This is a genomic window from Hyphomicrobium sp. 802 (assembly GCF_000526135.1).
In the GTDB taxonomy this organism is placed as follows: domain Bacteria; phylum Pseudomonadota; class Alphaproteobacteria; order Rhizobiales; family Hyphomicrobiaceae; genus Hyphomicrobium_B.
In genome coordinates this window covers 2,113,694-2,137,122 of the sequence record NZ_JAFM01000001.1, presented here as the reverse complement: position 1 = coordinate 2,137,122, position 23,429 = coordinate 2,113,694, and the positions used below count along the sequence as shown (strand labels likewise).

The 23,429-nt window shown below is 59.6% G+C and carries 26 protein-coding genes and 1 tRNA gene; 16 read left to right on the top strand and 11 right to left on the bottom strand.

Annotation, left to right across the window (positions count from 1 at the left end):
* Positions 1–9: 9 nt before the first annotated feature.
* The 3 genes from HYP802_RS0110810 to HYP802_RS0110800 all read right to left on the bottom strand — a co-directional run bounded on the left by HYP802_RS0110810 (position 10) and on the right by HYP802_RS0110800 (position 2,275).
* Positions 10–672, bottom strand: coding sequence for an ATP-dependent Clp protease proteolytic subunit (locus HYP802_RS0110810; RefSeq protein WP_013947287.1), 663 nt, complete (start codon positions 670–672; stop codon positions 10–12).
* 205 nt (positions 673–877) lie between these two features.
* Positions 878–1,183, bottom strand: coding sequence for an ETC complex I subunit (locus HYP802_RS0110805; RefSeq protein WP_013947286.1), 306 nt, complete (start codon positions 1,181–1,183; stop codon positions 878–880).
* Between the two features lie 114 nt (positions 1,184–1,297).
* The gene (locus HYP802_RS0110800; RefSeq protein WP_013947285.1) at positions 1,298–2,275 is read right to left on the bottom strand and encodes a hypothetical protein; all 978 of its coding nucleotides are present in this window, start codon (positions 2,273–2,275) and stop codon (positions 1,298–1,300) included.
* 467 nt (positions 2,276–2,742) lie between these two features.
* On the opposite strand from HYP802_RS0110800, the gene HYP802_RS0110795 reads away from it, so the two are divergent.
* The gene (locus tag HYP802_RS0110795; protein WP_024275712.1) at positions 2,743–2,979 is read left to right on the top strand and encodes a hypothetical protein; all 237 of its coding nucleotides are present in this window, start codon (positions 2,743–2,745) and stop codon (positions 2,977–2,979) included.
* Positions 2,980–3,011: 32 nt separating this feature from the next.
* Here HYP802_RS0110795 and HYP802_RS0110790 read toward each other — a convergent pair.
* The 4 genes from HYP802_RS0110790 to HYP802_RS23595 all read right to left on the bottom strand — a co-directional run bounded on the left by HYP802_RS0110790 (position 3,012) and on the right by HYP802_RS23595 (position 4,731).
* Positions 3,012–3,088 (bottom strand) — tRNA-Pro (locus HYP802_RS0110790).
* 82 nt (positions 3,089–3,170) lie between these two features.
* The gene (locus HYP802_RS0110785) at positions 3,171–3,647 is read right to left on the bottom strand and encodes a DUF192 domain-containing protein (RefSeq protein ID WP_035576113.1); all 477 of its coding nucleotides are present in this window, start codon (positions 3,645–3,647) and stop codon (positions 3,171–3,173) included.
* Between the two features lie 55 nt (positions 3,648–3,702).
* Positions 3,703–4,302, bottom strand: a complete 600-nt coding sequence (locus HYP802_RS0110780) for a cold-shock protein (RefSeq protein WP_013947282.1) — start codon at positions 4,300–4,302, stop codon at positions 3,703–3,705.
* A 282-nt stretch (positions 4,303–4,584) separates the two neighbouring features.
* On the bottom strand, positions 4,585–4,731 hold the full coding sequence (locus HYP802_RS23595; protein WP_155831205.1) for a hypothetical protein: 147 nt from the start codon (positions 4,729–4,731) through the stop codon (positions 4,585–4,587).
* Between the two features lie 164 nt (positions 4,732–4,895).
* Here HYP802_RS23595 and gloA point away from each other — a divergent pair, with 164 nt between their 5' ends.
* From gloA to HYP802_RS0110745, 6 genes are all read left to right on the top strand, one after another.
* Entirely contained in the window at positions 4,896–5,336 is a 441-nt protein-coding gene (gloA, locus tag HYP802_RS0110770; RefSeq protein WP_013947281.1) for a lactoylglutathione lyase, read from the top strand.
* Positions 5,330–6,559 (top strand): TIGR03862 family flavoprotein, encoded by a 1,230-nt coding sequence (locus HYP802_RS0110765; protein ID WP_024275711.1) that lies wholly within the window; start codon positions 5,330–5,332, stop codon positions 6,557–6,559. Before gloA ends, HYP802_RS0110765 begins: the two co-directional genes overlap by 7 nt.
* Positions 6,560–6,724: 165 nt before the next feature.
* The gene (locus HYP802_RS0110760) at positions 6,725–7,534 is read left to right on the top strand and encodes a phosphoadenylyl-sulfate reductase (protein ID WP_013947279.1); all 810 of its coding nucleotides are present in this window, start codon (positions 6,725–6,727) and stop codon (positions 7,532–7,534) included.
* Entirely contained in the window at positions 7,531–8,436 is a 906-nt protein-coding gene (gene cysD, locus HYP802_RS0110755) for a sulfate adenylyltransferase subunit CysD (protein WP_013947278.1), read from the top strand. The genes HYP802_RS0110760 and cysD overlap by 4 nt, the downstream gene beginning before the upstream one ends.
* The gene (locus HYP802_RS0110750) at positions 8,436–9,971 is read left to right on the top strand and encodes a GTP-binding protein (protein ID WP_013947277.1); all 1,536 of its coding nucleotides are present in this window, start codon (positions 8,436–8,438) and stop codon (positions 9,969–9,971) included. Before cysD ends, HYP802_RS0110750 begins: the two co-directional genes overlap by 1 nt.
* 138 nt (positions 9,972–10,109) lie before the next feature.
* Complete coding sequence (locus HYP802_RS0110745; RefSeq protein ID WP_024275710.1) at positions 10,110–10,910, top strand: sulfite exporter TauE/SafE family protein; 801 nt, start codon at positions 10,110–10,112, stop codon at positions 10,908–10,910.
* 175 nt (positions 10,911–11,085) lie between these two features.
* On the opposite strand, the gene HYP802_RS0110735 is transcribed toward HYP802_RS0110745, so the two are convergent.
* Both HYP802_RS0110735 and HYP802_RS0110730 read right to left on the bottom strand, forming a co-directional pair.
* On the bottom strand, positions 11,086–12,816 hold the full coding sequence (locus HYP802_RS0110735) for an NADPH-dependent assimilatory sulfite reductase hemoprotein subunit (protein WP_024275709.1): 1,731 nt from the start codon (positions 12,814–12,816) through the stop codon (positions 11,086–11,088).
* A 68-nt stretch (positions 12,817–12,884) separates the two neighbouring features.
* Entirely contained in the window at positions 12,885–14,666 is a 1,782-nt protein-coding gene (locus tag HYP802_RS0110730) for a flavodoxin domain-containing protein (protein ID WP_013947274.1), read from the bottom strand.
* 613 nt (positions 14,667–15,279) lie between these two features.
* Between HYP802_RS0110730 and pqqA the strand changes: the two genes are divergently transcribed.
* The 6 genes from pqqA to HYP802_RS0110700 all read left to right on the top strand — a co-directional run bounded on the left by pqqA (position 15,280) and on the right by HYP802_RS0110700 (position 19,258).
* Positions 15,280–15,369, top strand: coding sequence for a pyrroloquinoline quinone precursor peptide PqqA (gene pqqA, locus HYP802_RS22290; RefSeq protein WP_013947273.1), 90 nt, complete (start codon positions 15,280–15,282; stop codon positions 15,367–15,369).
* A 153-nt stretch (positions 15,370–15,522) separates the two neighbouring features.
* Entirely contained in the window at positions 15,523–16,455 is a 933-nt protein-coding gene (pqqB, locus tag HYP802_RS0110720) for a pyrroloquinoline quinone biosynthesis protein PqqB (RefSeq protein WP_013947272.1), read from the top strand.
* Positions 16,452–17,228, top strand: coding sequence for a pyrroloquinoline-quinone synthase PqqC (pqqC, locus tag HYP802_RS0110715; protein ID WP_024275708.1), 777 nt, complete (start codon positions 16,452–16,454; stop codon positions 17,226–17,228). Before pqqB ends, pqqC begins: the two co-directional genes overlap by 4 nt.
* Before the next feature lie 3 nt (positions 17,229–17,231).
* Positions 17,232–17,534, top strand: a complete 303-nt coding sequence (gene pqqD / locus HYP802_RS0110710; RefSeq protein WP_024275707.1) for a pyrroloquinoline quinone biosynthesis peptide chaperone PqqD — start codon at positions 17,232–17,234, stop codon at positions 17,532–17,534.
* Positions 17,535–17,556: 22 nt separating this feature from the next.
* A complete protein-coding gene (gene pqqE / locus HYP802_RS0110705; protein WP_013947271.1) occupies positions 17,557–18,717 on the top strand; it encodes a pyrroloquinoline quinone biosynthesis protein PqqE in 1,161 nt (386 codons plus the stop codon).
* A gap of 184 nt (positions 18,718–18,901) precedes the next feature.
* Positions 18,902–19,258, top strand: coding sequence for a cytochrome c family protein (locus HYP802_RS0110700; protein WP_013947270.1), 357 nt, complete (start codon positions 18,902–18,904; stop codon positions 19,256–19,258).
* 73 nt (positions 19,259–19,331) lie between these two features.
* On the opposite strand, the gene folK is transcribed toward HYP802_RS0110700, so the two are convergent.
* Entirely contained in the window at positions 19,332–19,856 is a 525-nt protein-coding gene (gene folK / locus HYP802_RS0110695; RefSeq protein ID WP_013947269.1) for a 2-amino-4-hydroxy-6-hydroxymethyldihydropteridine diphosphokinase, read from the bottom strand.
* Between the two features lie 32 nt (positions 19,857–19,888).
* A complete protein-coding gene (locus HYP802_RS0110690; protein WP_013947268.1) occupies positions 19,889–20,266 on the bottom strand; it encodes a 4a-hydroxytetrahydrobiopterin dehydratase in 378 nt (125 codons plus the stop codon).
* Positions 20,267–20,380: 114 nt separating this feature from the next.
* On the opposite strand from HYP802_RS0110690, the gene HYP802_RS0110685 reads away from it, so the two are divergent.
* Genes HYP802_RS0110685 through HYP802_RS0110675 form a run of 3 tightly spaced genes read left to right on the top strand, consistent with a single transcriptional unit; the run spans position 20,381 to position 23,423 of the window.
* The gene (locus HYP802_RS0110685) at positions 20,381–21,358 is read left to right on the top strand and encodes a beta-ribofuranosylaminobenzene 5'-phosphate synthase family protein (protein ID WP_024275706.1); all 978 of its coding nucleotides are present in this window, start codon (positions 20,381–20,383) and stop codon (positions 21,356–21,358) included.
* A 20-nt stretch (positions 21,359–21,378) separates the two neighbouring features.
* A complete protein-coding gene (locus tag HYP802_RS0110680) occupies positions 21,379–22,284 on the top strand; it encodes an NAD(P)-dependent methylenetetrahydromethanopterin dehydrogenase (RefSeq protein WP_013947266.1) in 906 nt (301 codons plus the stop codon).
* A 2-nt stretch (positions 22,285–22,286) separates the two neighbouring features.
* Complete coding sequence (locus HYP802_RS0110675; RefSeq protein WP_024275705.1) at positions 22,287–23,423, top strand: ATP-grasp domain-containing protein; 1,137 nt, start codon at positions 22,287–22,289, stop codon at positions 23,421–23,423.
* Positions 23,424–23,429: the final 6 nt, after the last annotated feature.

Here is a 23,429-nt window from a genome sequence, read left to right as displayed (position 1 = left end):
AGCCGTGCCTCAGATGAGTTGCTGCACGATGTCCGCGTGCTCGTCGACCAGCTCGCGAGCGGTCTTCCAGACCTCATGGCCGCCGGTCATTTGCGCGCGCACGCTATTGATCCACGATTGCGGCACACCAGCAGCTTCGAAGTATTTCTCGAAGAAGCGATCGGTCTCGGAGCCGATCGCCTTTTCCGGCACGCTACTATCCCTTTTCTTGGAAAAGAAATCGCGAAACGCCACTTCGTGGAACATGAACTCCGCGCCCGGCGCCGCGAGACGCAACTGCCCTTGCAGATAGATCGGCACACACATCGACGCGCAGATGCCGCCGGTTTCCACAAGCGTGACAAGCGAATGCGTCTGTCGGATCCTGCCCAGCAGCCGCGCGACGTCCGCGCCCTGATCGAGCGACCCGCCCGGCGATGAAAGCGACAAGATGATCTTATGCGCCTCGCCCTTATGGCGCTCGAATGCCTCCGCAATGCGTGACGCCATCGGAGCATCGATCTTTCCGCGCCAGCTTAGATAGAGCGTGTCGTCGCCTGGAACGGGCCGGATATCAAGTTTGCCGACGCCCGCGAAATAGATCTCGAAGTGATCCCGCGTCTTGAATGCAAGCACGACAAGAAGAAGGATCATCGCGCCCCAGATCAGGCGATTGCGCCAGGGCGACGGCATCAGTGTAGCGCCACCGAGCGACCGTGCCGCCGCGCGAGAGAGGTTCGACGTTTTGAGAGATAGGCGAAATGCGCCATCGAGATTGCGTGAGCGGCCGGATCCGCGAAACGGTGTCGCCTACTCCGCCCAATGGCGTACGCAGTCACAAAGCAAGCCCGCGGCGAGTGACCGGCTCGCGAAACGCGCGTCGCTCGCCACCAACTCATCAGTGCGTCCAGTTGGTCGTCCGCCCGAACTTGAAATTATCCGCGTACGATTTCTTGATCGGCTTGCGCGGCTTTGGTTCGCTGAGCGTGTAGGCGAGGCCCACGCGCGTCGCGTAGGCAATGGCCTCTTCCTTGGTATCGAACTCGAGCCGAACCTGGGCTTGCATGTCTCGCGAACTCACCCAGCCCATCAACGGATCAATGTCGCGCGCGCTGGCCGGCTCGAATTCGAGCACCCACTCCTTCGTCCGCGCCTCGCCGGACTGCATGGCGGTTTTCGCAGGTTTGAAGATCCGTGCCGTCATAGTGGCTCCGCAATGACGAGAAAGTCCAAACGAAGAACGATCGCAATTTGGTCGGGGCGACATGACTTGAACACGCGACCCGCTGCTGCCAAAGTACGCAGGAAATGTGAAAAATCAACGTGCATTCTGACTGCTAGCCGCCTCTCGCCGGAACAATCGGCGCTGGAAATGCAGCCGGGCGCGGTTGGCGCGACTCAACATGCTCTTCGGCCTCTTGGGTGCTTCAGGGGCAACGATCGCGGGCCGCGTCTCCGGGATTTCCGGCAAGCGAATGTGCATGGCATAATGACCTGCACGCAGAATGTTTTCGAGGCCGATTAACTCCGGCGGTAAAAATGAAAGTGGGCGCGGCCATTTCTGAGACTGCAGCCAGCAGAACGTAGCTGGCGCAAGACGAGTTAAGTATCCTTCCTCTTCGTCACAAATGACCGTCGAAAAAGAAGGCAACTGTTTAGCCTCAATCGCTAGCTTCATCTCACTCCAATGGCGCATCGCATTGAATCGCCAGAGTTCACGGCTCCATCTGGATGTGTGTCTCCGGTGCGTGATGAGGGGTACATCAATATTCCCCAATGTCGCGCCACGAGCCGCCATCTGTGTCGGAAACCAGTAGTCCCACCATGTTTCGCCGAGCTGGAAATGACCATCAACAATACCGCGGCTCAGCGCAGTATCAAAAAAGAAGGCATCAAACCCGTAACAATTACCGATAGACGGAGGGTCGTCGCCGCCGACATCAATGCGCTCGGCGTAGAGCAGACCGCCTTCCAATTCGTCTGCCAGAACCGCCGCTAAATTCGGATAGGGAAGAATAGCGCAATCGGAATTAATGATCCCCGCGCGCGGGCACGATCGCTTACGAACGGCGTCGAGAATATCGCCGACAAGCGGCTTGCCCTCGCTGCTGCATGGCTCGATATCGAGATCAAATCCGTAGGCAAGAACCCGTTCAATCTCCGATGGCCCATTGACGGATACCGGCGAAAAGCCTGCAGCTGTCCACGAAGCGATAATGCGGCGCTGTTCTTCAAGTTGATCCCCGACTAAGTGCGGCGGGACGGACGTAAAAAGGTAGAATAGATGGTCGTTCATTATTCAGCATCCGCGAACGGTAGGTTTTGGGCGCAATGCGGTTCTGAAATGCTGCTTTGTTTGGCCGCGTTCCCCATCGCCAACCAGCCATCGAGAGAGATCGTAACGTCACGCCATTTCGGGAGCGGGGGTGATGGGAGCCTTAGGGGCTTATTTGACGTCGTGGTCGGAGGATCGACGCGACTTTCATAGCCGACAAGATCGCAGATATACGCAAACGCTAATGAACTGCTGATCTCGGCCTGAACGGTGGCTGGACACTCGCATCGTGGCATGATCCCCCCCTTTCAAGTATACAGCGTTCTTCATAGCCTAACGCCGGTTTAAGGAGAACCGCTGTTCTCGGCGGGCACTTCGATATCGGTCGATATCGCCGCTGCAGTTGTTCCCGTCGGAGTAGAAATGGACCACGGGAAGGGCAGCACGCGTCCTGCGACGCGCAATGATATGCCCTACACGAGACTCTCGTGGCAGCCGGAGAGCGTCACCTGGCGGCTGTACCCCTCGTCTGTTTCGAATGGCACCAGCGCCCGGAGAACGTCCTGCGAGCCACTTCGCCCGAAGCGGCGCGACTGTACAAGCGCACGGAAACCCAGCGCACGATGGCCGCTCGCAAGCGGCGCGCTTGGGTCGAAAGTGGAAGTAATGATGAACGTTCCGAGGCCGAAAGCCAGAACGGCGCCGCTGCCGGAAAGTCAGAATGAAAATGCGCTTTCGGCGAACCTACAGAAAATATTGGTCGGGGCGACATGATTCGAACACGCGACCCTCTGCTCCCAAAGCAGATGCTCTACCAGGCTGAGCTACGCCCCGACTTGCGCTCTCATCTGCCGCTTTCGCTCGTTAAGGTCAAGTCGCCGCTGGTCGGACACACCATCCCTAATAGCCGCGGGCGTCACGAACCCGAAAAAATTGGATAACGCACCTTGTCGCCGGCCTTGATGCCAAGGCGCGCCGACGCGCCGCCCGGAATTTCGAGCACAGCCAGAACCGGCGCCCCCGACGAGATCACTCGGTCTGACAGCGGCTCGGCGCGTTCCTCGATGCGCGTAATGGTGCCATCGGCGCGAATGAAAAGCATATCGAGCGGGATGTACGTGTTGTGCATCCACATCTGAAGGCCGCGCTCGACGGTGTAAGGGAAGAGCATCCCTTGGTTGTCGCTGAGCTCCGTCCGGAACATCAAGCCAAGAGCTTTTTCCTTCTCGGTGGTCGCGACCTCGATCGTAAACGCGTGCTCGGCGCCCCCGGCGGAGACGATCCGCAACGTGTCCTGCTGCATTTTCGCATGCGCGGGCGGCACCAGATCGACGAACGCGTTCATCCACGGCCACGCTGCCACGAACAGCGGCGGAAAAATAAAAAGGGCCACGCTGATCGCGGCCCCCTTCGTTGAACTCGGCACCATATTCGCCATTTTGCTCGCGTCAGTTACGAGACGGCAGCCCCGTCGGCACGCCATCCGGCCTGAGTTCCGCGGCCATGCAGCCCTTCGATCCGTAACCCCAACGAACCTGAACGATCTGCCCCGGACGCAGCTCAGTGAAGCCGAAGCGGCGCAGCGTTTCCATGTGACAGAAGATATCGGGCGTGCCCTCGCCGCGCGTCAAGAAGCCGAAACCGCGAACGCGGTTGAACCATTTGACGTATGCCCGGCACCAATCGCTTTCCGGCTGCACGATGACATGCGTGCGCTGAGGAAGTTGCGACGGATGGATCGCCGAACTCTCATCCATGCTGAGAATGCGGAAAGCCTGCATGCCCTTCGGACGGCGCAAAACTTCGCAATGAACGCGCGCGCCTTCGTAGGCAGTCTGGAAACCTCCGGCCCGGAGGCAGGTCACGTGAAGAAGGATATCGGGCAGTCCATTGTCCGGCACAATAAAGCCGTAGCCTTTGGAAGCGTCGAACCACTTGATCATTCCGGCAACTTCAAAAACTTCGGTTGCCGCGTCGTCGAGCGCTTCTGGGCTGATACCGCCCACTTCCAAAAATTCAGAAAGCCCGGGACGTTTATTATCCCCCATACTTGCTTACCCCGCATATACTGTGCGTCAAACGATAACTCTTTCGTTGCGCCGTGCCGCCGAACATCTCGCTTCTGGAAGAGCCCTCTTCAGAAACGAAACACCGAACACCACCGCGAAACGTGGGAAACCATAACACCGGCTCTGGCTGGAACTAGGGGCAATATTTTGGCGCATCCCCCTTGACCGTCGGTTGTGATGCTTGAATCCACATCCTGTTTACTCGCCTAAGAGCATGATAAAACGTCATTAAAAAGCATCCTGATTCTTCCCCAGGTTCGATCACGCGTCGATCTCCGGCAAACTTTCCTCCACATGAGTGGATAGCGCCGCGCGCTCCGAATCACCTCCAAGTGATTCGTTCATCGGCACTTGATTTTCCGCGTCTTCGATGGTGCTGATCCAAACGGCGAAAACGAAGATCTCCAATGCTCATCCACAGCAGGACGAAATCGCGCATCTCGAGCGAGCGGGCGCTGTAAGACGTTTCAGGACGCACTGTGGCAGAGGTGCAGCATTCGCGTGTACGGAAGAATTTTTCGCGCGAGCAACACGACCACTAAGACGATCACACAGCAGGCAAAAGGTGAGTGATGCGCTACTTGCACACTATGGTTCGCGTGACCGATATCGCGGCTAGTCTCAAATTCTATTGCGATGCACTCGGTATGAAGGAGATTCGCCGGATGGAGAATGAGAAGGGGCGCTTCACCCTCGTCTTTCTCGCTGCCCCCGAAGACGAAGAGCGCGCGCTGAATGAGAAAGCGCCGATGCTCGAACTCACTTACAACTGGGACCCTGAGCCATACGGCACGGGTCGCAACTTCGGGCACCTCGCATTTCTCGTCGATGACATTTACGCGACCTGCGCAAAACTTCAGGCTGCAGGCGTCACGATCAACCGCCCTCCGCGCGACGGTCACATGGCTTTCGTGCGTTCCCCTGACCTGATCTCTATCGAACTCCTGCAGAAGGGTACGTCCCTGCCACCGCAGGAACCGTGGACCTCGATGGCGAACACGGGAACATGGTGAGCAAAACCGTCGACGCGAAGGACGTCGCCATCATCGGCGCCGGACCCGCAGGCTTGTTTGCCGCCGAGGCCATCGCGAACGCCGGACATCGCGTCTCTATCTATGAGAGGATGCCGTCGCCCGCGCGCAAGTTTCTGCTCGCCGGCCGCGGCGGCCTGAACCTGACTCATAGCGAGCCGCTCGAACGGTTCCTGACACGCTACGGCGAAAGCGCCGATGAAGTCCGAATGGCCGTCGAAACTTTTCCGCCTGAGCGGCTCATCGCCTGGGCGAACGACCTTGATGCTCAAACCTTCGTCGGCACGAGCGGTCGTGTCTTTCCGAAGGCGATGAAAGCCTCGCCACTGTTGCGCGCATGGTTACGGCGTCTCGACAGCCTCGGTGTTTCCATTAAACCGCGCCACCGCTGGGTCGGGTTCAACGATACTGGCGCGCTGGTATTTGAAACGACTGATGGCCAACGTACGATCACACCCGATGCGGCGCTCTTCGCGCTTGGCGGGGGCAGTTGGCCGAAGCTCGGCTCCGACGGCGCCTGGGTTAATCAGTTCCGGAACACCGGTATTGCCATCACACCGCTCGAGCCGGCCAACTGCGGCGTCCTCGTATCGTGGTCTGAAGTTTTCAAATCGCGTTTCGAGGGTCTGGCTTTAAAGCGCATTGCGCTCTCTATCGCATCGACAACGGTCCGGGGTGAAGCCGTCGTCACGGCAAACGGCCTGGAAGGCGGAGCAATCTATGCTCTCGGCCCGCAAATCCGCGCCGCACTTGGCGACGGCAAAAGCGCGACACTTATAGTGGACCTCAAACCGGACCTCACGCAGTCGGCTCTCGCCGAACGTCTCGGCCGCCGCCGCTCCGGCGAAACGCTGACGAACTTTCTGCGCAAAGCAGCCCATCTCGATCCGGTCGCCGTCGCTCTCCTTCGCGAAGGGAATGCCGCGCTACCCGACAGCGCCGAGGCCCTTGCCGGCCGCATCAAAGCTCTGCCCCTCCAGGTTGTGGGGGTGACCAGCCTCGACAGGGCCATCTCGTCCGCTGGCGGCGTCGCTTGGACCGCGCTGGACGAGAACCTCATGCTCAAAGACCGCCCCGGCCTGTTTGTCGCAGGCGAAATGCTTGATTGGGAAGCACCCACCGGCGGTTATTTGCTGCAGGGGACCTTCGCAACCGCCGCATCGGCAGCAAATGGCTTGCTCGGATGGCTCGCTGGACGACAATGATTTCCACACGCTGCTGCCGGCGCAGCGAACGCCATTCTCAAGCACTGCGAGAAAGGAACGCGGCCATTTCGCGATAGTTTGAGAAATAATATCCTATTCTTATTTATAGAAATGCCTTCTCAGGAGAATAGTTTTCCACTATGTAGCGGCACACGGAGGTCCTTCATGACGCTGTTCGAAGCACCGGCATCCGCCCCCGCAGGCCAGCCGACCGACATTCATTCCGCGACGCAACATGCGCTCGCAGCCGAACTCGACCACAAGCTCGCAGAGCTGACGACGCTCGAAGAGCGCCTGTCGGCGATCCGCGCCGCCGTCGACGGTACCGTCTCCTTCTCCACCAGCCTCGGCATCGAGGATCAGGCGATCACGCACGCCATCGCGGTGAGCGGAACGGATATCGACATCTTTACGCTCGACACCGGCCGGCATTTTCCCGAGACGCTCGACACGCTGTTCGATACCGAAGGCAAGTACGGCATCAAGATCCGTGTGATGTTCCCTGAGTCCGCCGAAGTCGAAGAGCTGGTTGAAAACGACGGCGTCTACGGTTTTCGCTATTCGATCGAAGCGCGCAAAGCTTGCTGCGAAATTCGCAAAGTCCGTCCGCTGAATCGCGCGCTGCATGGCGCTGCGGGTTGGGTGACGGGTTTGCGCCGCGAGCAATCACAGGGCCGCTCGCATGTTCCATTCGCGAGCTACGATCCTGTGCAAAAGCTCATCAAACTCAACCCAATCGCTGACTGGTCTCTTGAAAAACTCGAAGACTACGTTGCAGCCAACAAAATTCCCGTGAATGCTCTGCATGCGAAGGGATTCCCGTCGATTGGATGCCAACCGTGCACACGCGCCATCAAACCGGGTGAAGACATCCGTGCCGGCCGCTGGTGGTGGGAAAATGAGAACGGCAAAGAATGCGGACTTCATACGCAGCCCCAAGACCCTGGTTTCGAACCGAAGGACCGCGCGGCATGACGGCCTCGCCATCGCATCTTGATCTGCTCGAAGCAGAAAGCATCCACATTTTCCGCGAGGCTGCAGCGCAGTTCCGCAAGCCCGTGATGCTCTATTCCATCGGCAAGGATTCGACCGTCCTGCTGCACTTGGCGCGGAAGGCCTTCTTCCCGCAGGCGGTGCCGTTTCCGCTGCTGCACGTCGACACGACGTGGAAGTTCAAGGATATGATCGCTTTTCGCGATCGGACGGCACGTGAACTTGGTCTCGATCTGATCGTTTACACCAATCACGACGGCATCAAGCGCGGCATCAATCCGATTGATCACGCGCCTTCGATCCACACCGACGTGCTGAAAACACAGGCCCTGAAACAAGCGCTCGACAAATACGGCTTCGACGCGGCCTTCGGCGGTGCTCGCCGGGACGAAGAAGCGAGCCGCGCGAAAGAACGCGTTTTCTCGTTCCGTGCCCCCGGCCATCGGTGGGACCCGCGCAAGCAGCGCCCCGAGATGTGGAACCTGTTGAATGGGCGCCTCGGTACCGGCGAAACCGTACGCGTCTTCCCAATGTCCAATTGGACCGAAAAAGACGTTTGGCGTTACATTCTGCGCGAAAAGCTCGATGTCGTTCCGCTCTATTTCGCGGCCGAGCGGCCGACCATCGTGCGCAACGGGCAAATCCTGATGCAGGATGACGAACGTCTGCAACCGCGGGACGGCGAAAAAGTCGAGATGCGCAAGATCCGCTTCCGCACGCTCGGCGACTACCCGCTTACGGCTGCGGTCGAATCCGATGCCGAAACGATCGAAGCCGTCGTCGCCGAAACACTCAACGCGCAGACGTCGGAACGCCAGGGCCGTCTGATCGATCACGACCAAGCCGGCGCAATGGAAAAGAAGAAGCAGGAAGGCTATTTCTAATGTCGGTGCACGCCCTGCATAAAATTCAGCCCGCCGCCAACGAGGCGCCGCGCCTGGAAGTAGTGCCGAACCTCGTGCGCGATCTCGGCGGCATTACACACCTGCTGACGTGCGGTTCTGTTGACGATGGCAAATCGACGTTGATCGGCCGCATGCTGTGGGATGCTTCCGACCTTTACGAGGATCAGCGCGAGAACGTGCGCAAGTCGGGCCGCAAAGCTGCTGGCACCGACCTCCCCGATTTCTCGATGCTACTCGATGGCCTCGTCGCAGAGCGCGAACAAGGCATCACGATCGACATTGCGTGGAAATATTTCGACACGCCGACGCGCCGCTTCGTCATCATCGATTCACCTGGCCATGAGCAGTACACACGCAACATGGCGTCGGGCGCATCTCACGCCGATGTCGCGATCGTTCTGGTCGATGCCCGCTCGGGCGTGAAGAAACAGACCAAGCGACACACGGCCATCCTCGATCTCGTCGGCGTCAAGCACGTCGTGCTCGCCGTCAACAAGATGGACCTGGTCGGCTGGTCGGAAGACGTGTTCCGCAAGATCGAAGCCGACTTCCGCACGCTCTGCTGGAAATTCAATTTCTGGGACGCGACCGCCGTGCCGCTCTCGGCTGTGTTCGGCGACAACGTCACGACCCAGTCGAGCAACATGTCGTGGTACACCGGCCCGACGCTCATCCAGCACCTGGAGAAGACGCCGAGCCGCGTCAGCGAAGCCGGCTCCGTGTTCCGCTTCCCCGTGCAGACGGTTCTGCGCGACAGCCAGGATTTCCGCGGCCTCGCAGGCACCGTCACGTCCGGCTCGATCAAGGTCGGCGACGAAGTCATCGACACTCTGAGCAACGCTGGCGGCAAAGTCGTTCGCATCGCCACGATGAATGGTGATCTGCAAAGCGCCTCGGCCGGACAGGCCGTCGCGCTTCAGCTCGACGTCGATATCGATGTCTCGCGGGGCGCGGTTCTATCGAAGCGTGACATGCTTCCCGTCGCTGCCCAGACCGTCGAAGCGCGTTTTGTTTGGCTGTCGGAAGACGCCTTCAGCCCCACCGCAGGTTATCTGCTGCGGACGTCGACCGATCTCATTCCGATCTCGAACATCGAGGTCAAGGCGCTTCTCGATCTCGAGACCATGGCCTCGCGCCCGGCGCGCAGCTGCGGTGCCAACGACATCGCCATCGCCAAAATCTCATTGGGACGCGCTGCGGCCATCGACGTCTTCACCGAAACGCCGGAAACCGGCACGCTGCTGCTCGTCGATTCCGTAACCGGAGCAACGATGGCCGGTGGCGTCGCGACGGCCGTCAGTGCCAAGGCAGAAGAGCCGACCGAAGGTCACTTCGTCCTGAAGCGTGACATGCTGGCGAACGGCCTCAATCGCGACCTGTCGATGAGTTCGAAAGATCGCGAAGAGTTTATGCGCCGCGCCAACGAAGTGGCGATCATTCTCCGTGCGGCCGGCATCGCAGTCGCCATTGAGCCGCCGCCCCCCGTCGACGACGGCATGGATCCTGGGCTTTAGGTTTCATCACGATTGAAAGTCATCCTCGGCATAAAGTCGAGGATGACGGCCCTGCTCAGCCCATTTCAACGAAACTCCAAGATTGCAGACGGCGGCGATCTCGCGTAGGTCTGACTGTCACGTTCCCTGCGGAATCCCATGCCGGAATTCGATCTCAGCACTCTCTGGCCCATGGTCGTCGCTGGCGGCTTCGTCGTCGGATTTCTTGTCGGCCTGACAGGGGTTGGCGCCGGCTCGCTGATGACACCATTTCTCATCACGCAGATCGGCGTACCGCCAACGCTCGCCGTCGGAACTGACCTTCTTTTCGCATCCATCACGAAAGCCTCGGCCGCGTGGCCGCACCATAACTTCGGCAACGTCAACTGGCGCCTCGTCGGATGGCTTGCGGCCGGAAGCGTCCCAGGCTCGCTCGCGATGCTGGTACTTCTGCATCTCCTTGATCCCGACACCACGGCTCTCGGCCTGTTCATCAAGGAAGCGCTGATCGCGGCCCTGATCATCAGTTCCGTCGCCATTCTGATTTATCCGCTTGTCGTCCGCGGTCGCGCACAGGTCGGCGAGCCCCCCGAATTCAAAATCCGTCACGTGCCGACGCTTCTTCTTGGGCTGACGTTGGGCTCAATTGTAACTCTGACGTCGGTCGGAGCAGGCGCGATCGGCGTCGTGGTCCTGACGCTACTTTATCCGACGCTCAGAACTCGCCGTCTGATCGGGACCGATATCGTCCATGCCGTGCCACTGACGCTGATATCGGGCCTAGGCCATCTGTCGATCGGCAACGCCAGCTTTACGCTGCTGGGCCTACTGCTCGTTGGCTCAATCCCCGGAATCGCCATTGGCTCACGCCTGACGGGCCTACTGCCCGATTGGCTGCTGCGCGCGTTCCTTGCGCTGATCCTGTGCTTCGCCGCCTACCAGCTCGCACACAAACTATAGCGCACATACCAACAACGTCATCCCGGCGCAGGCCGAGATCCAGTCAAATCGCAACCTTCGTCATGTTGAGGCTTGCCCGAGTGCCGATCTTCGTCGGCACGAGAAAGATCGAAGCGATTTTTTGCGCTTGGCGGCCGGCGCGCGGAACGCGTGTCGCCAAGCGCAAGAAACGAGTTCAAACCAGCTTCACGTCCGCGTGGAACTGATTGCCTGCCGTCGTCTCTTTCACATAGCCCGACCGGATCGCGAAATCGCCAAAGCGCTCGCCATCATTCCGCGTCTTTGCGTAATTGATGAAGATCGGCTCAAGCAGCGACACGATCCGCTGCTTGTCGACGTCCTGCGCATAAAGCTTCGACAGCCGCGAACCGTTGAAGGCCGCACCGAGATAGAGGTTGTAAAGCCCTGGGTTGCGCCCGACCAACCCGATTTCGGCCAGATACGGCCGCGCACAGCCGTTCGGGCATCCCGTCATGCGGATGACGATGTCGTCGTCCTTTAGACCCGCGCGATCGAGGCTTTCCTCAAGCGCCGTTACGAGATCGGGCAGGAACCGCTCGCTCTCCGCCAGGGCAAGACCGCATGTCGGCAAGGCCACACACGCCATTGCGTTGCGGCGCAGTCCCGAAGAGACACCGAGTTCGACGCCATGCGACGTCAGAATGCCTTCGATCTTCGCCTTCGATTTTCCCGCCACATTGGCGAGGATGACGTTCTGGTTCGCCGTGCAGACGAAATCACAAATACCGAGATCGGCAATCTCGCGCAGCGCCGTTCTCAGCGCGAAACCTGGCCGATCCTTGATTCGGCCGTTCTCGACGAACAGCGTCAGATGCCAGGGCTTATCGGCGCTCTTCTTGCCGTCGATCGTTTGCCGCCAGCCGATTTTGTCGCCCGTGCTCGCAAACTTGAACGGCTTCGGCTTGCCAAGCTTGAACCCGGCCCGCTTCTCCACTTCCTCGCGGAAGTTATCGAGCCCACGATCCTCGATCGTGTATTTCAAACGCGCCCGCGCCCGGTTCTCGCGGTTGCCCCAGTCACGCTGCACGGTCACGATCTTTTCGGCGAGCGTAACGGCCTGCTCTGGGGTGCAGAAACCAAGCAGATCGGCGGTGCGCGGAAACGTATTGGGATCGCCGTGCGTCATGCCCATGCCGCCACCGACCGTTACATTCCAGCCGACAAGCTCGCCCTTTTCGACGATAGCGATGTAACCCAGATCGTGCGCGTAAATATCGACGTCGTTGTCGGGCGGCACCGCCACGACGACTTTGAATTTGCGCGGCAGATAATGGACGCCGTAGATCGGCTCGACATCCTCTTTCGCCGGACCCGATTTATCTTCGACCTTCTCGCCGTCGAGCCAGATCTCGTGATAGGCGCCGGTCTTCGGCAAAAGATGCTCGCTGATCGCTTTGCCGAGATCATAAGCCTGCCGATGCGCCTTCGACAGATCAGGATTCGCCGCCGTCATGACGTTGCGGTTGACGTCGCCGCAGGCTGCGAGCGTATCGAGGCAGATGTCGTGAAACCCCTGCATCGTCCGCTTAAGGTTCGACTTGATGACGCCGTGAAACTGAAACGTCTCGCGCGTCGTCAGCCGCATCGAACCGTTGGCATAGGTGCTCGCGATGTTGTCGAGGCCGATCCACTGCTTGGCACCAAGGAAGCCGCCGGGAATGCGCAGTCGGATCATGAAGGCGTAGGCCTTCTCGAGCTTCTTCTTGGATCGCTCGCCGCGCACATCACGGTCGTCTTGAATATACGAACCGTGGAACTTGATGAGCTGCTGATCGTCCTCGGCTATCGCGCCGGTCTCGACCTGCCGCAATCCTTCAGCCAGCGTCCCGCGCAGCTGATGGCTCTTCTCTTTGATGAACTCGTTCTTCGAGCGTTTATCGGTCATTTCGACTGTTCCCGGCATTCCCCCTCTCCGAGATCACCCCTGTGATGGGGGAGAGGGACATTCAATTCTTAATACACGTCGCGCTGATAGCGCCCAGCCTTCGTCAGCTCCTTGAGCTTGGCGCGGCCGGCTTCTTCGTCACCCTTCAGCGGCTCGGCGAGGATTTTGACGAGCGTCTGATCGACGTCCTTCGCCATGCCCTTCTCGTCGCCGCAGACGTAGATGTGTGCACCCTCTTCGAGCCACGCGCGGAGATCGTCCCGACGCTCCCACAGGCGATGCTGCACGTAAATCTTCTCCGGCTGGTCGCGCGAGAACGCCACGTCGATCCGCGTAAGATCGCCCGATGCCAGATAGTCCTGCCATTCGAGCTGATACAGGAAATCGTTGGTGAAGTTGCGTTCACCGAAGAACAACCAGCTCTTGCCCTTTGCACCATCCGCAACGCGCTCTTCGACAAAGGCGCGATAAGGTGCAACGCCCGTGCCCGCACCAATCATGATAATCGGCGTATGCCCATCGGGCGGCAGACGATAATGCCGGTTCGGCTTAACGTAGAGACGCACCGTCTGTCCGACTTTTCGCCGCTCACCGAGGAACGTCGACGACACGCCCTTGCGAACACGGCCGTGAGATTCCCAGCGCACCGCACCGACGAGCAGATGCGCTTCACCTGGATGCGCCTTTAGGCTCGACGCCACCGAATAGAGCCGTCCCGGCAACGGTCGCAGCAAGCTCGTCAATTGCTCAGCCGTCAGCTTTTCCGGATAAGCCTGAAAGAAGTCGATGAGCTGCCGATCTGAAGCGAACTTCGGATAGGCCTCGCCTTCAAGCAGCGCCTTCGCGTCAGCGCGTCCCGTCAGCTTGGCGTAGTTCTCGACGAACGAGCGCGACAGCGTCGTGACGTCATAGGATTTCTGCAGTTTCAAAAGCAGCGCCGCATCCGAACCGAGACCAACCGCCTGCAGCACGTCGTCAACGAGCGCGGGATCGTTCTCCGGATACATGCCGATCGCGTCGCCGGGCTGGTAGGTGAATGCCGGATCGTCGAATGCGAACTCAGCGTGCCACGTCTCGCGCGTCGAGCCCGTGCCGTTCAAGTTCACCAGCGCGGAAATCTCGGCTTCGAGCGGATGCTCGGCCGTATACTTCGGCTCATCGTCATCGGCAAACTGAGCAGCCGCCCCGAAATCCACATGGACGACCGTGCCGCTCGCTGCCTCTTCCTTCGGCGCGAGTTTCGCGAGCGCGTTTTCCGTCCAGTCCGCCGCCTGTTTCGCGTAATCGAGGTCAAGATCGACCCGATCGAACGACCGCACGCCACCGAGTTCCTCAAGGCGGGCGTCGATGGCCCGACCGACGGCACAGAACTGCGCATACGCCGTATCGCCCAGCGCCAGAACCGCGAACCGCACGCCGTCGATGCGTGGCGCCGCGTCGCTCATCAGGGTCTGATAAAAGTCGACCACGCGCGACGGCGGATCGCCCTCGCCCCAGGTTGCAGCAAAAACGACGATGTTCTTCGCCTTGGCCAGCAGCGCCATGTCGGCGTCGGCCATATCGAAAACCTTGGCATCGAGACCGTGCTTCTGGGCGGCCTTCTTGGCCTTGTTCGCCAATGCTTCAGCGTTGCCGCTCTCGCTGGCATAAAGAATGGTCAGCGGCGCCCGCGGCCTTGCGGCGGGAACTGCCTGCCCTGCGCTGCCGCCCTGAGCCGCTTCAAAACCTGCGAAGAAACCGGCAAGCCAAGAGCGCTGCTGCGGAGTTGTCCGCGCAACCACTTTGTTCAGCATCTCGATCTCTTCCGGCAGAAACGGCGCGTTACGCGGAAGCAGAGGGGTGGCGGTCACAAAAAGCTCTCCTTAATCAGGGCCCTCAGCCCGAAATCCTTCAGCTCGGAACATTGAGACGCGGGCCTAACGCGCCTTTGATCTCAGCGAAAGCCCCATCTTCGTGATCGAACCAATCACTTTAATCGATCATTTAGCCATCAATGGCTAACGGACCATCCGATAACTGGCCCAGCCCGACGCTGGTTTGCATACGTCATTTTGGAACAATTTTCTACATGCCTGCGGCATTCCACCCCAAATATAAGAATAATATTCTAACGTGCCAGGCATTCCACCCGATTTGGATGCGCCAGCCCCAAAATCGCGAAGCTTCCACAGGAGGCGCCGGGACGCCTCTTCCGCTCCGGACCCATTCCGAGCCTGCCGATCATCCTCTCGCACATGCACACAGAACGTCCTGGATCAGACCCACACGCAGACGTGAAGGGCATTGATTTGAAAAGAAGTCTCGAAACGTGATCTTCTGCGGTCGGCGGCGGTTCGAGCCTTGACTTTGAAAGGCCGATCCGCAGATTGGGCCGGCACAAACATAAGTGCCTGCACCAATTGAGTGGACCCTCGGCGGGGTCTGCTGAGTAGGGAAAGCAGTTCACCGCTTGGAGGAAACACCATGAAGACTTGGACGAAGCCCGAAGTTCGCGAGCAGGAAGTTGGTCTCGAAGTCACGAGCTACCTTCCGGCAGAGATCGACCTCATCTAATCAGATGAAGTCTTCGGTCTCGCAAATCTTGTGAGATACCGGCGCAGCGGTCGATTTTTGGCGAATCGGCCGCCGCAGCCTTATGGCTCTCGAAAAAGGACAGAGAGCGCTGCCGGCTTTGGCGACCCGTCGGCGTAAATCAAAAAATCAGCGATGCTTATAAAAGTGCTTGGATCCGCCGCTGGGGGTGGATTCCCGCAATGGAATTGCAACGGCTATCACTCATCGCGAGTGCGCGCCGGAGAAGCGGGATATAAGGCAAGGCTGCAATCCTCTCTCGCTGTCAGTTCTGACGGCGTGAACTGGGTATTGCTCAATGCCTCCCCGGATATTCGTCAGCAGATCAACGAAACGCCCGAGCTTCAGCCGGCGCGCTCCGGTCCGCTGCGAACTTCACCCATTAAGGCCGTCGTCGTCACCAACGCCGACGTCGATCACATCACCGGCCTCTTGAGCCTGCGCGAAGGTCAGCCGTTCTCGATTTACGGCTCCGATCGCGTGCTCGCGACGCTCGCCGCCAACTCGATCTTCGACGTCCTGGCGGCGGATAAGGTCAAACGCATCACCTTCGAACTCGACAAGCCGACCCGCCTCGAAGGCGCAGGCCAGGATCTCGGTCTCGTCGTTGAAGCTTTCGCGGTCCCCGGCAAAATCGCGCTGTTCCTTGAGAAGGGCGACGCCAGCAACAATTTCGGCAGTCGCGATGGCGACACGATCGGCCTCAAGATTACCGACGCCAAAACCGGCAAAGCATTCTTTTATATTCCGGGCGTCGCCGAGATCGATCCGCCGTTGGCGGAAAAAATCCGCGGCGCTGAGCTGATCTTTTTGGACGGCACGCTGTTTACCGATGACGAAATGCTGGCCCAGGGGCTGCTGAACAAAACCGGCAAGCGCATGGGTCACATCTCTGTGTCGGGCTCCGATGGCTCGATCGCCGCCTTGAGCAAGCTCAACGTGAAGCGCCGGATTTACGTCCACATCAACAATTCCAACCCAATCCTGGACGAAAATTCAGAAGCCCGTAAAGTCGTCGAAGCATCCGGTTGGGAAGTCGGCTTCGATGGCATGGAGGTCCGCCTATGAACCCGGTCAGTCTCGAAAAGAAAACCGCAGAACGGCTTGGCAACGAGCCGCCGATGTCGACATCCGATTTTGAAGCAGCACTTCGCGCCATCGGCCCCGAGCGCTATCACGACTTGCATCCGTTTCATCACATGCTGCATGGCGGCAAGCTGAATAAGGGCCAGGTGCAGGCCTGGGCGCTGAATCGTTACTGCTATCAGTCTGCCGTGCCGCGAAAGGACGCCGCTCTCGTCAGCCGCGTTTACGACCGCGAACTCCGCCGCGAGTGGACGCATCGCATCCTCGATCACGATGGACTGCTGCCGGACGAGCAAGGCGGCATCGAACGCTGGCTGGTGTTGACGGACGGCTTGGGCCTCGACCGCGAATACGTCATCTCGCGCCGCGGCGCTCTTCCCGCCACGGTTTTCGCGGTTGAGGCCTATGTCACGTTCGTTCGCGAACAGCCGCTGACCATCGCTGTGGCCTCCTCCCTCACCGAGCTTTTCGCTCCAAGGATCCACAAAGAGCGGATCGTCGGCATGCTCGAAAACTACGATTTCATCGACGATAAGGTAATGGCGTATTTCAAGCGCCGCCTGACGCAAGCGCCACGCGATGCCGATTTCGCGCTGCAATACGTGCTGAAAAACGCCAAGACCCGCGACGAGCAGGAAGCCTGCATCGAAGCTCTGCGCTTCAAGTGCAACGTGCTGTGGGTGCAGCTCGACGCCCTCTATCATGCCTACGTCGACGGACACATTCCGCCCGGCGCCTTCCGGCCAGAGGCTTGATTGATGAGCGAAACCACTCGCACACGCGTGATTATAGCGCCGGCTTCAAAACCGGCGCTGCCACCCCACATTAAGCTGAGACACGATCCCGGACGCGGTCGCTGGCATGTTCTGGCACCGGAACGCGTGTTCGAACCGGACCCGATCGCCATCGAAATCCTGAAGCGCTGTGACGGCGTCACTTCGGTCGAGCAGATCGCGAATGATCTTGCCAAAGACTACAACGCGCCTGTGCAGGAAATTCTGATCGACACGATAGCCATGCTTCAGGAGCTTTCGGACAAAGGCGTGATCAAAGCTGCTTGAGGAACAGAACGGAGCTGACGTCATGAACGAAATAGCGCCGATGGAGCAATTCTCCGAAAAGCCCGTTGTCGAGGCTTGTGCGCGAGCCCCGGTCGGCCTCCTCGCCGAGCTGACGCATCGTTGCCCTCTGCAATGTCCCTATTGCTCAAATCCGCTTGAGCTTGATCGCGTCAACAGCGAGCTGACGACGGAGCAGTGGCAGGACGTGATGCGTCAGGCTGCCGAGCTTGGCATCCTGCAAATCCATCTCTCCGGCGGCGAGCCGACGGTTCGCAAGGATCTCGAAGACATCGTCGAAGTCGCGGCCAAGGCTGGCCTCTATACCAATCTTATCACCGCCGGCGTTACGCTGACGCGGGATCGCCTCGCACGCCTGAAGGACCTGGGCCTCGACCACGTCCAGCTGTCGATCCAGGACGTTGATGATGTGAATGCCGAAAAAATCTCCGCCTACAAAAACGGCCTCGCCAAGAAGCGCGAAGTCGGCAAGTGGGTGCGCGAGCTTGAGATGCCGCTCACCATCAATGCGCCGATCCATCGCCTCAACATCGAGAACCTGCCGAACATCATCGACTTCGCCGTCGAGATGGGCGCTGGCCGCATCGAGGTCGCCAATATTCAATACTACGCGTGGGCATTGAAGAATCGCGCCGCGCTGATGCCGACTCGCGCCCAAGTTCTGAAAAGCGCTGAAATCGTCGAAGCTGCAAAAGAGCGCCTGAAGGGCGTCATGGTCTTCGACTTCGTCGTGCCGGACTATTACGCCAAAACACCGAAACCCTGCATGGGCGGCTGGGGTCGCGGCGTGATGAACGTCACACCACAGGGGCGCGTCCTTCCCTGCCACGCATCGGAGACCGTTCCGGGACTTATCTTCGATAACGTTAAGGATCGCCGCTTGGCCGATATCTGGCTTAACGGCCAAGCCTTCCAGATGTATCGTGGCACGAGCTGGATGAAGGAACCCTGCCGCGGCTGTCCGCGCGCAGAAATCGATTTCGGCGGCTGTCGCTGCCAGGCCATGGCTTTCACCGGCGACGCAGCAAATACAGATCCGGCGTGCAAGCTCTCACCTTACCACGAAGCATTCGTGGCCGCCGCCGAACGCGAAAGCGCCGAGCAGACGCCGCCGCCGTTCGTCTATCGGCGCATGAGCCCAGTGAAGGCGCCGGCGGCTGAATAATTTGTAAGAAAACGCCCGCTTGACGTGTGTTTGCGACGCAAAAGACATCCGACTAATTCACTAGTCGGTGCGGCATTCTGTTCGGGCGAAGTTCAGAAATTAAATGCCAATTTCCAGAGACTGAGCTATGAGTTGCAACGTTTCTAAAGTATCGCTCAGGCGAAACGGGAAGGAAAATTCAAAAATGCGCAAGTGGGTTCTGGCGATCGCAATGATCGCTGTTGCACCGAGCGCTGGCATGGCCGCTGATGCGGCTGCCGGCGAGAAGGTCTTTGCGAAATGCAAGGCTTGTCACCAAGTCGACAAGAACGGCGTTGGCCCGCACCTCGGCGGCTTGATCGGCCGTAAGGCTGGTTCGGTTGAAGGCTACAACTACTCTGAAGCCCTGAAGAAGTCGGGCATCACGTGGGATGAAGCTTCGCTCGACAAGTGGCTCCAGGGCCCGAGCAAGGACGTTCCCGGCACGAAGATGATCTTCCCGGGCGTCAAGGATGCAACGCAGCGCGCCGATTTGATCGCGTATCTCGCGACGTTGAAGTAATTCGTGCTTCGTAACGACTGCAGAAAGCACCGCGGGGAAGGGGTTCTCCGCGGTGCTTTCTTTTTATCAGAGCTTATTGAAGCGGCGTCACATCGCTAGCGTCGAGAGCTTCGATCATGTCATCGAGCGTTTTGCCGCCGATCGTGAGCGCAGGCGCGACGTCCCTGAGCGGCACAACAACGAATGCCCGTTCCGCGATGAGCGGATGCGGTACGGCAAGATCCGGATCGCGGATCTGACGATCTCGAATCGCCAGAATATCAACATCGATAATCCGCGGCCCCCAATGCCGTGTGCGCACCCTGCCCATGTCGTTTTCAACCGCCTGACAGCGCTTCAACAGCTCATGCGGTGACAGCGCAGTCCGCACGCCGATACAGGCATTCACGAACCAGTCCTGATCCGTATCACCCCATGGCGCCGTGCGATAAAGCTTCGAACGCGCGACGACGATGATCGAACCGTCGGCTTCCAGCCTGCGCACGGCATCGTCGATGTTCTCGACACGGTTTCCCATGTTCGTGCCGAGCGCCAGGATGGCGTCAAGCGTCGGCGGCATTCCCTGCACGGCCGCCGAAGCACAATTCGTCTCCGCCATCTCAGGCTCCCATCTCAAGCCCCATGCGCGGATCAATCGTATTTGATGTACGCAAATCGCATATCGCTCTCAGGCGTACCTTCGAGACCCTTGCCTTCCTTGCCCGGCTGCCAATGCACGACCTCTTCGATCTTTTTCGCGAGTTCGAGGTCTTTCGACGTGATGCCCTTGGCCGAATGCGTCATCAACCGCACTTCCACCCAGGCATACGAACAGGTGATATCCGGGTGGTGCCACGCGGCCTCTGCCAGATGGCCGATTGTATTGACGACCATGAGCGTGCCTTTCCAGCTCGCCGTCTTGTAGGTGCGCCGGATCCACCCGTCTTCGAGCTTCCAGGCCGGCAAGTTGGCGGCAAGCCATGCCTTGACATCGGCTTCCGCCATCGGTTTTTCGCGTTCTGCACTCATCTTGCCCTCGACCTCCAATTATCGGACAACTCGGTTCCGAAATCCTACCGCCCCCGTAGCCAGGATGGCAAACGGCCTGAACAGGCGGAAATTCAAAAGAAAGGACTGGTTTACGTGAAGCCTATTCCGGCAACTTCTGCCGCGCTCCGCGTTACAGCTCCGGCGCGGCTGCACCTAGGCTTCCTCGACTTGAATGGCGAGATCGGGCGGCGCTACGGCAGCATCGGCATCGCCATCGACCGTCCCAGCACCGACCTCACCATAACCCCGTCGACGGAGAATTCCGCGACCGGCCCCGAAAGCCGGCGTGTCCTCAAGCTGCTGCGCAAATATACCGACGACGGCAAGTCGGGCGCTTATGCCGTCGATATCGCGAATGCCATCCCGGCACACGCGGGCCTGGGCTCCGGCACGCAGCTCGCGCTCGCAGTCGGCGCAGCCATCGCCCGCCTCCAGGGCCGCAATCTTTCCCCCGCCGACCTCGCCTCCTTGGGCGAGCGCGGCGCCCGCTCGGGCATCGGCCTCGAAGCCTTTGCTTCCGGCGGTTTCATCATTGATGGTGGCAAAGGCAAAACCGACCGCCCGCCCCCGCTGACGCTACGCACGGATTTCCCCAAGGACTGGCGCGTGATGCTGATCCTCGATCCGAATTTCTCAGGCGTCTCCGGTGAAGCCGAAACGACCGCATTCGCTGGTCTACCGCCCTTCCCGGAACGTCAGGCGGCGCACATTTGCCACCTCGTCCTGATGAAGCTCGTTCCCGGCTTGAAGGAATTGGATATCGAGGCCTTTGGCTCGGCCATCACCGAAATCCAGGAAATCGTGGGCGGGCATTTTGCGTCGAAACAAGGGGGCAGCCCGTGGACCAGCCGGGCAGTCGGCGAAATCGCTTCGCGGATGCGAGACATGGGCGCAACCGGCATCGGCCAAAGCTCCTGGGGGCCGACCGGATTCGCCTTCGTCGAGAGCCAGAAAGCGGCAGAACGCCTCTATCATTCTTTAGGCGAAGACGCTAAACGCGACGGGCTCGAAATCCTTATCATTCATGGCCGCAACACCGGCGCCAGCATCGAAACGCTGCGCAATTCATAACGAACGGAGCATTAGAACAAATGAGCGACGCAACCCCAATCCTGCACATGCTGGCGCCGCAGAAGCATATGAGCCCCTTCGACGTGAACATGGCAGCCGACGCCGGCTACAAGGTGATCATTCCCTACATCAACGTCGAGCTTGCGGAAGTCACCGGGCTGATCCAGGACGCCATCTTCTCGCGCCCCCCGAACTACGGCGTTCGCACCGGCTTCTTCATGGGCGGCAAGGACGCCATCCTCGCGCTCGACATGCTCGAAGCCGCCAAGAAGGCGATGGTGCCCCCGTTCGAATGCTCGTGCTTCGCCGACCCGGCCGGTTCGTTCACCACGGCCGCTGCGATGGTCGCCTGCGTCGAGAAGGTGCTGAAGGAAAAGTTCGGCAAGACGTGGAAAGGCACGAAGGTTGCCGTATTCGGCGCAACCGGCGTTGTCGGCTTCGCGTCCTCGATCATCTCCGCTCTTGAAGGTGCGGAAGTAAAGCTCGTTGCACATCGCGGTATCGATCGCGTCATCAAGAACGCGAAGATTTCGAAAGAGCGCTTCGGTGTCGATCTCGAACCCGTACCCGGCGAAACAGAAGAGCAGAAGAGCGAGATCATCGCCAACGCCGAAGTGATCTTCGCAGCCGCCGCCGCTGGCGTCCGCGTCGTCTCGAAAGAGAACATGCATAAGGCCAAAAATCTTTTGGTCATGGCCGACGTCAACGCCGTTCCGCCGCCGGGCGTCGAAGGCATGGAACTGTTCATGAATGGCGAGAAGCTGCTCGATACCGAAACGCTCGGCGTCGGCCCGCTCGCCATCGGCGACATCAAGTACAAATGTGAATCGGGCCTGTTCAAGCAGATGATCGATTCCGACGTGCCGCTGTCTCTCGACTTCCGTCACGCGTACGAGCTGTCGAAGAAGCTCGTCGGGTTGGCTTGAGATTGACCGGCGACGTTGTCCTGATCGCAGCATTTTCCGGGCGGAGCCTCGCGCAATCCGCCCGGCGCGCTGGATTTAGGCCCTTCGTCGTCGACGCTTTCGGCGATCTCGACACCCGCGATGCCGCGGAAGGTCTTCGCGTTATAGATGGCGCGATGGAGACCGGTTTCCGCACGAAGCCGCTGATCGCTGCTTTGAACGAACTCTCTCAATCGGCGCCCGCAGCGCCGATTGGCCTCGTGCTCGGCTCGGGCCTTGAAGATAAGCCGCGGCTTGTCGATGCCCTTGCATCGCGCTTTCGCCTGCTTGGCTGCGATGCGCGGACGCTCGCAACCTGCAAAGATCCGAAAAAATTCTTCGCACTTCTCGACGACCTTGCAATCCAGCACCCCGAGACGCAAAGCACACCGCCGGGGGACGCATCGGGCTGGATCTCGAAGCGCATCGGCGGCAGCGGCGGCCGACATATTCGCGATTGCGCCGGCACCCCACACGCAAAACCGCGCCGTTACTTTCAGAAGCGACTGACCGGCACGCGCTATTCCGTCGGCGCATTGTGCGCGGGGGACGGCGCAGCCTCATCGACATTCGCTGTGAGCCGGCAATGGATATCTCCATCACCTGCACACCCCTATCGCTTCGGCGGCTGCGTCTCCGCGCCCGCCATCGATGATTCGTTATCGTCCGGGATGATCCGCTATGCCCGCGAACTTTCTGAAAAACTGCAATTGCGCGGCCTCGTATCGTTCGATTTCATCGCCGCGCAAGGCGTGCCTTACCTGTTGGAAGTGAACCCGCGGCCCGGCGCATCACTTGACGTTCTCGACGATCGCTTCGGCTCTTTGTTCGCAAGACATATCGCCGCCTACACGGGCAAGCCGGTATCGTCGCAACAAGGCCATCCTTCCCCCGCCAAAGCCATAGCGATCCTCCACGCTGACCGCGGAGAGACAACGCTTGGTGACACGCCGTGGCCCGCCTGGAGCACCGACCGTGGCACACCCGGCACTTTTGTTCCCCTCGGCGCCCCTCTCGCGACGGCGTTTGCCGAGGCCCCAACCGCCGATGCGGCAGAAGCCCTCGCCCGTGAGCGCTTGGCGGAACTCGAAGACCTGATATACGGACACGCAAAATCCTGACCTGAC

What these genes read in the sequence shown, in the direction of transcription:
- HYP802_RS0110810 (WP_013947287.1), bottom strand. Translation starts at nt 672, where the DNA reads ATGCCGTCGCCCTGGCGCAATCGCCTGATCTGGGGCGCGATGATCCTT.
- HYP802_RS0110680 (WP_013947266.1), top strand. Translation starts at nt 21,379, where the DNA reads ATGAGCGACGCAACCCCAATCCTGCACATGCTGGCGCCGCAGAAGCAT.
- cysD (WP_013947278.1), top strand. Translation starts at nt 7,531, where the DNA reads ATGACGGCCTCGCCATCGCATCTTGATCTGCTCGAAGCAGAAAGCATC.
- HYP802_RS0110760 (WP_013947279.1), top strand. Translation starts at nt 6,725, where the DNA reads ATGACGCTGTTCGAAGCACCGGCATCCGCCCCCGCAGGCCAGCCGACC.
- HYP802_RS0110700 (WP_013947270.1), top strand. Translation starts at nt 18,902, where the DNA reads ATGCGCAAGTGGGTTCTGGCGATCGCAATGATCGCTGTTGCACCGAGC.
- folK (WP_013947269.1), bottom strand. Translation starts at nt 19,856, where the DNA reads ATGGCGGAGACGAATTGTGCTTCGGCGGCCGTGCAGGGAATGCCGCCG.
- HYP802_RS0110690 (WP_013947268.1), bottom strand. Translation starts at nt 20,266, where the DNA reads ATGAGTGCAGAACGCGAAAAACCGATGGCGGAAGCCGATGTCAAGGCA.
- HYP802_RS0110780 (WP_013947282.1), bottom strand. Translation starts at nt 4,302, where the DNA reads ATGGGGGATAATAAACGTCCCGGGCTTTCTGAATTTTTGGAAGTGGGC.
- HYP802_RS0110800 (WP_013947285.1), bottom strand. Translation starts at nt 2,275, where the DNA reads ATGAACGACCATCTATTCTACCTTTTTACGTCCGTCCCGCCGCACTTA.
- pqqE (WP_013947271.1), top strand. Translation starts at nt 17,557, where the DNA reads ATGAACGAAATAGCGCCGATGGAGCAATTCTCCGAAAAGCCCGTTGTC.
- HYP802_RS0110745 (WP_024275710.1), top strand. Translation starts at nt 10,110, where the DNA reads ATGCCGGAATTCGATCTCAGCACTCTCTGGCCCATGGTCGTCGCTGGC.
- pqqA (WP_013947273.1), top strand. Translation starts at nt 15,280, where the DNA reads ATGAAGACTTGGACGAAGCCCGAAGTTCGCGAGCAGGAAGTTGGTCTC.
- gloA (WP_013947281.1), top strand. Translation starts at nt 4,896, where the DNA reads ATGCGCTACTTGCACACTATGGTTCGCGTGACCGATATCGCGGCTAGT.
- HYP802_RS0110750 (WP_013947277.1), top strand. Translation starts at nt 8,436, where the DNA reads ATGTCGGTGCACGCCCTGCATAAAATTCAGCCCGCCGCCAACGAGGCG.
- pqqC (WP_024275708.1), top strand. Translation starts at nt 16,452, where the DNA reads ATGAACCCGGTCAGTCTCGAAAAGAAAACCGCAGAACGGCTTGGCAAC.
- HYP802_RS0110765 (WP_024275711.1), top strand. Translation starts at nt 5,330, where the DNA reads ATGGTGAGCAAAACCGTCGACGCGAAGGACGTCGCCATCATCGGCGCC.
- pqqD (WP_024275707.1), top strand. Translation starts at nt 17,232, where the DNA reads ATGAGCGAAACCACTCGCACACGCGTGATTATAGCGCCGGCTTCAAAA.
- HYP802_RS0110735 (WP_024275709.1), bottom strand. Translation starts at nt 12,816, where the DNA reads ATGACCGATAAACGCTCGAAGAACGAGTTCATCAAAGAGAAGAGCCAT.
- HYP802_RS0110805 (WP_013947286.1), bottom strand. Translation starts at nt 1,183, where the DNA reads ATGACGGCACGGATCTTCAAACCTGCGAAAACCGCCATGCAGTCCGGC.
- pqqB (WP_013947272.1), top strand. Translation starts at nt 15,523, where the DNA reads ATGCTTATAAAAGTGCTTGGATCCGCCGCTGGGGGTGGATTCCCGCAA.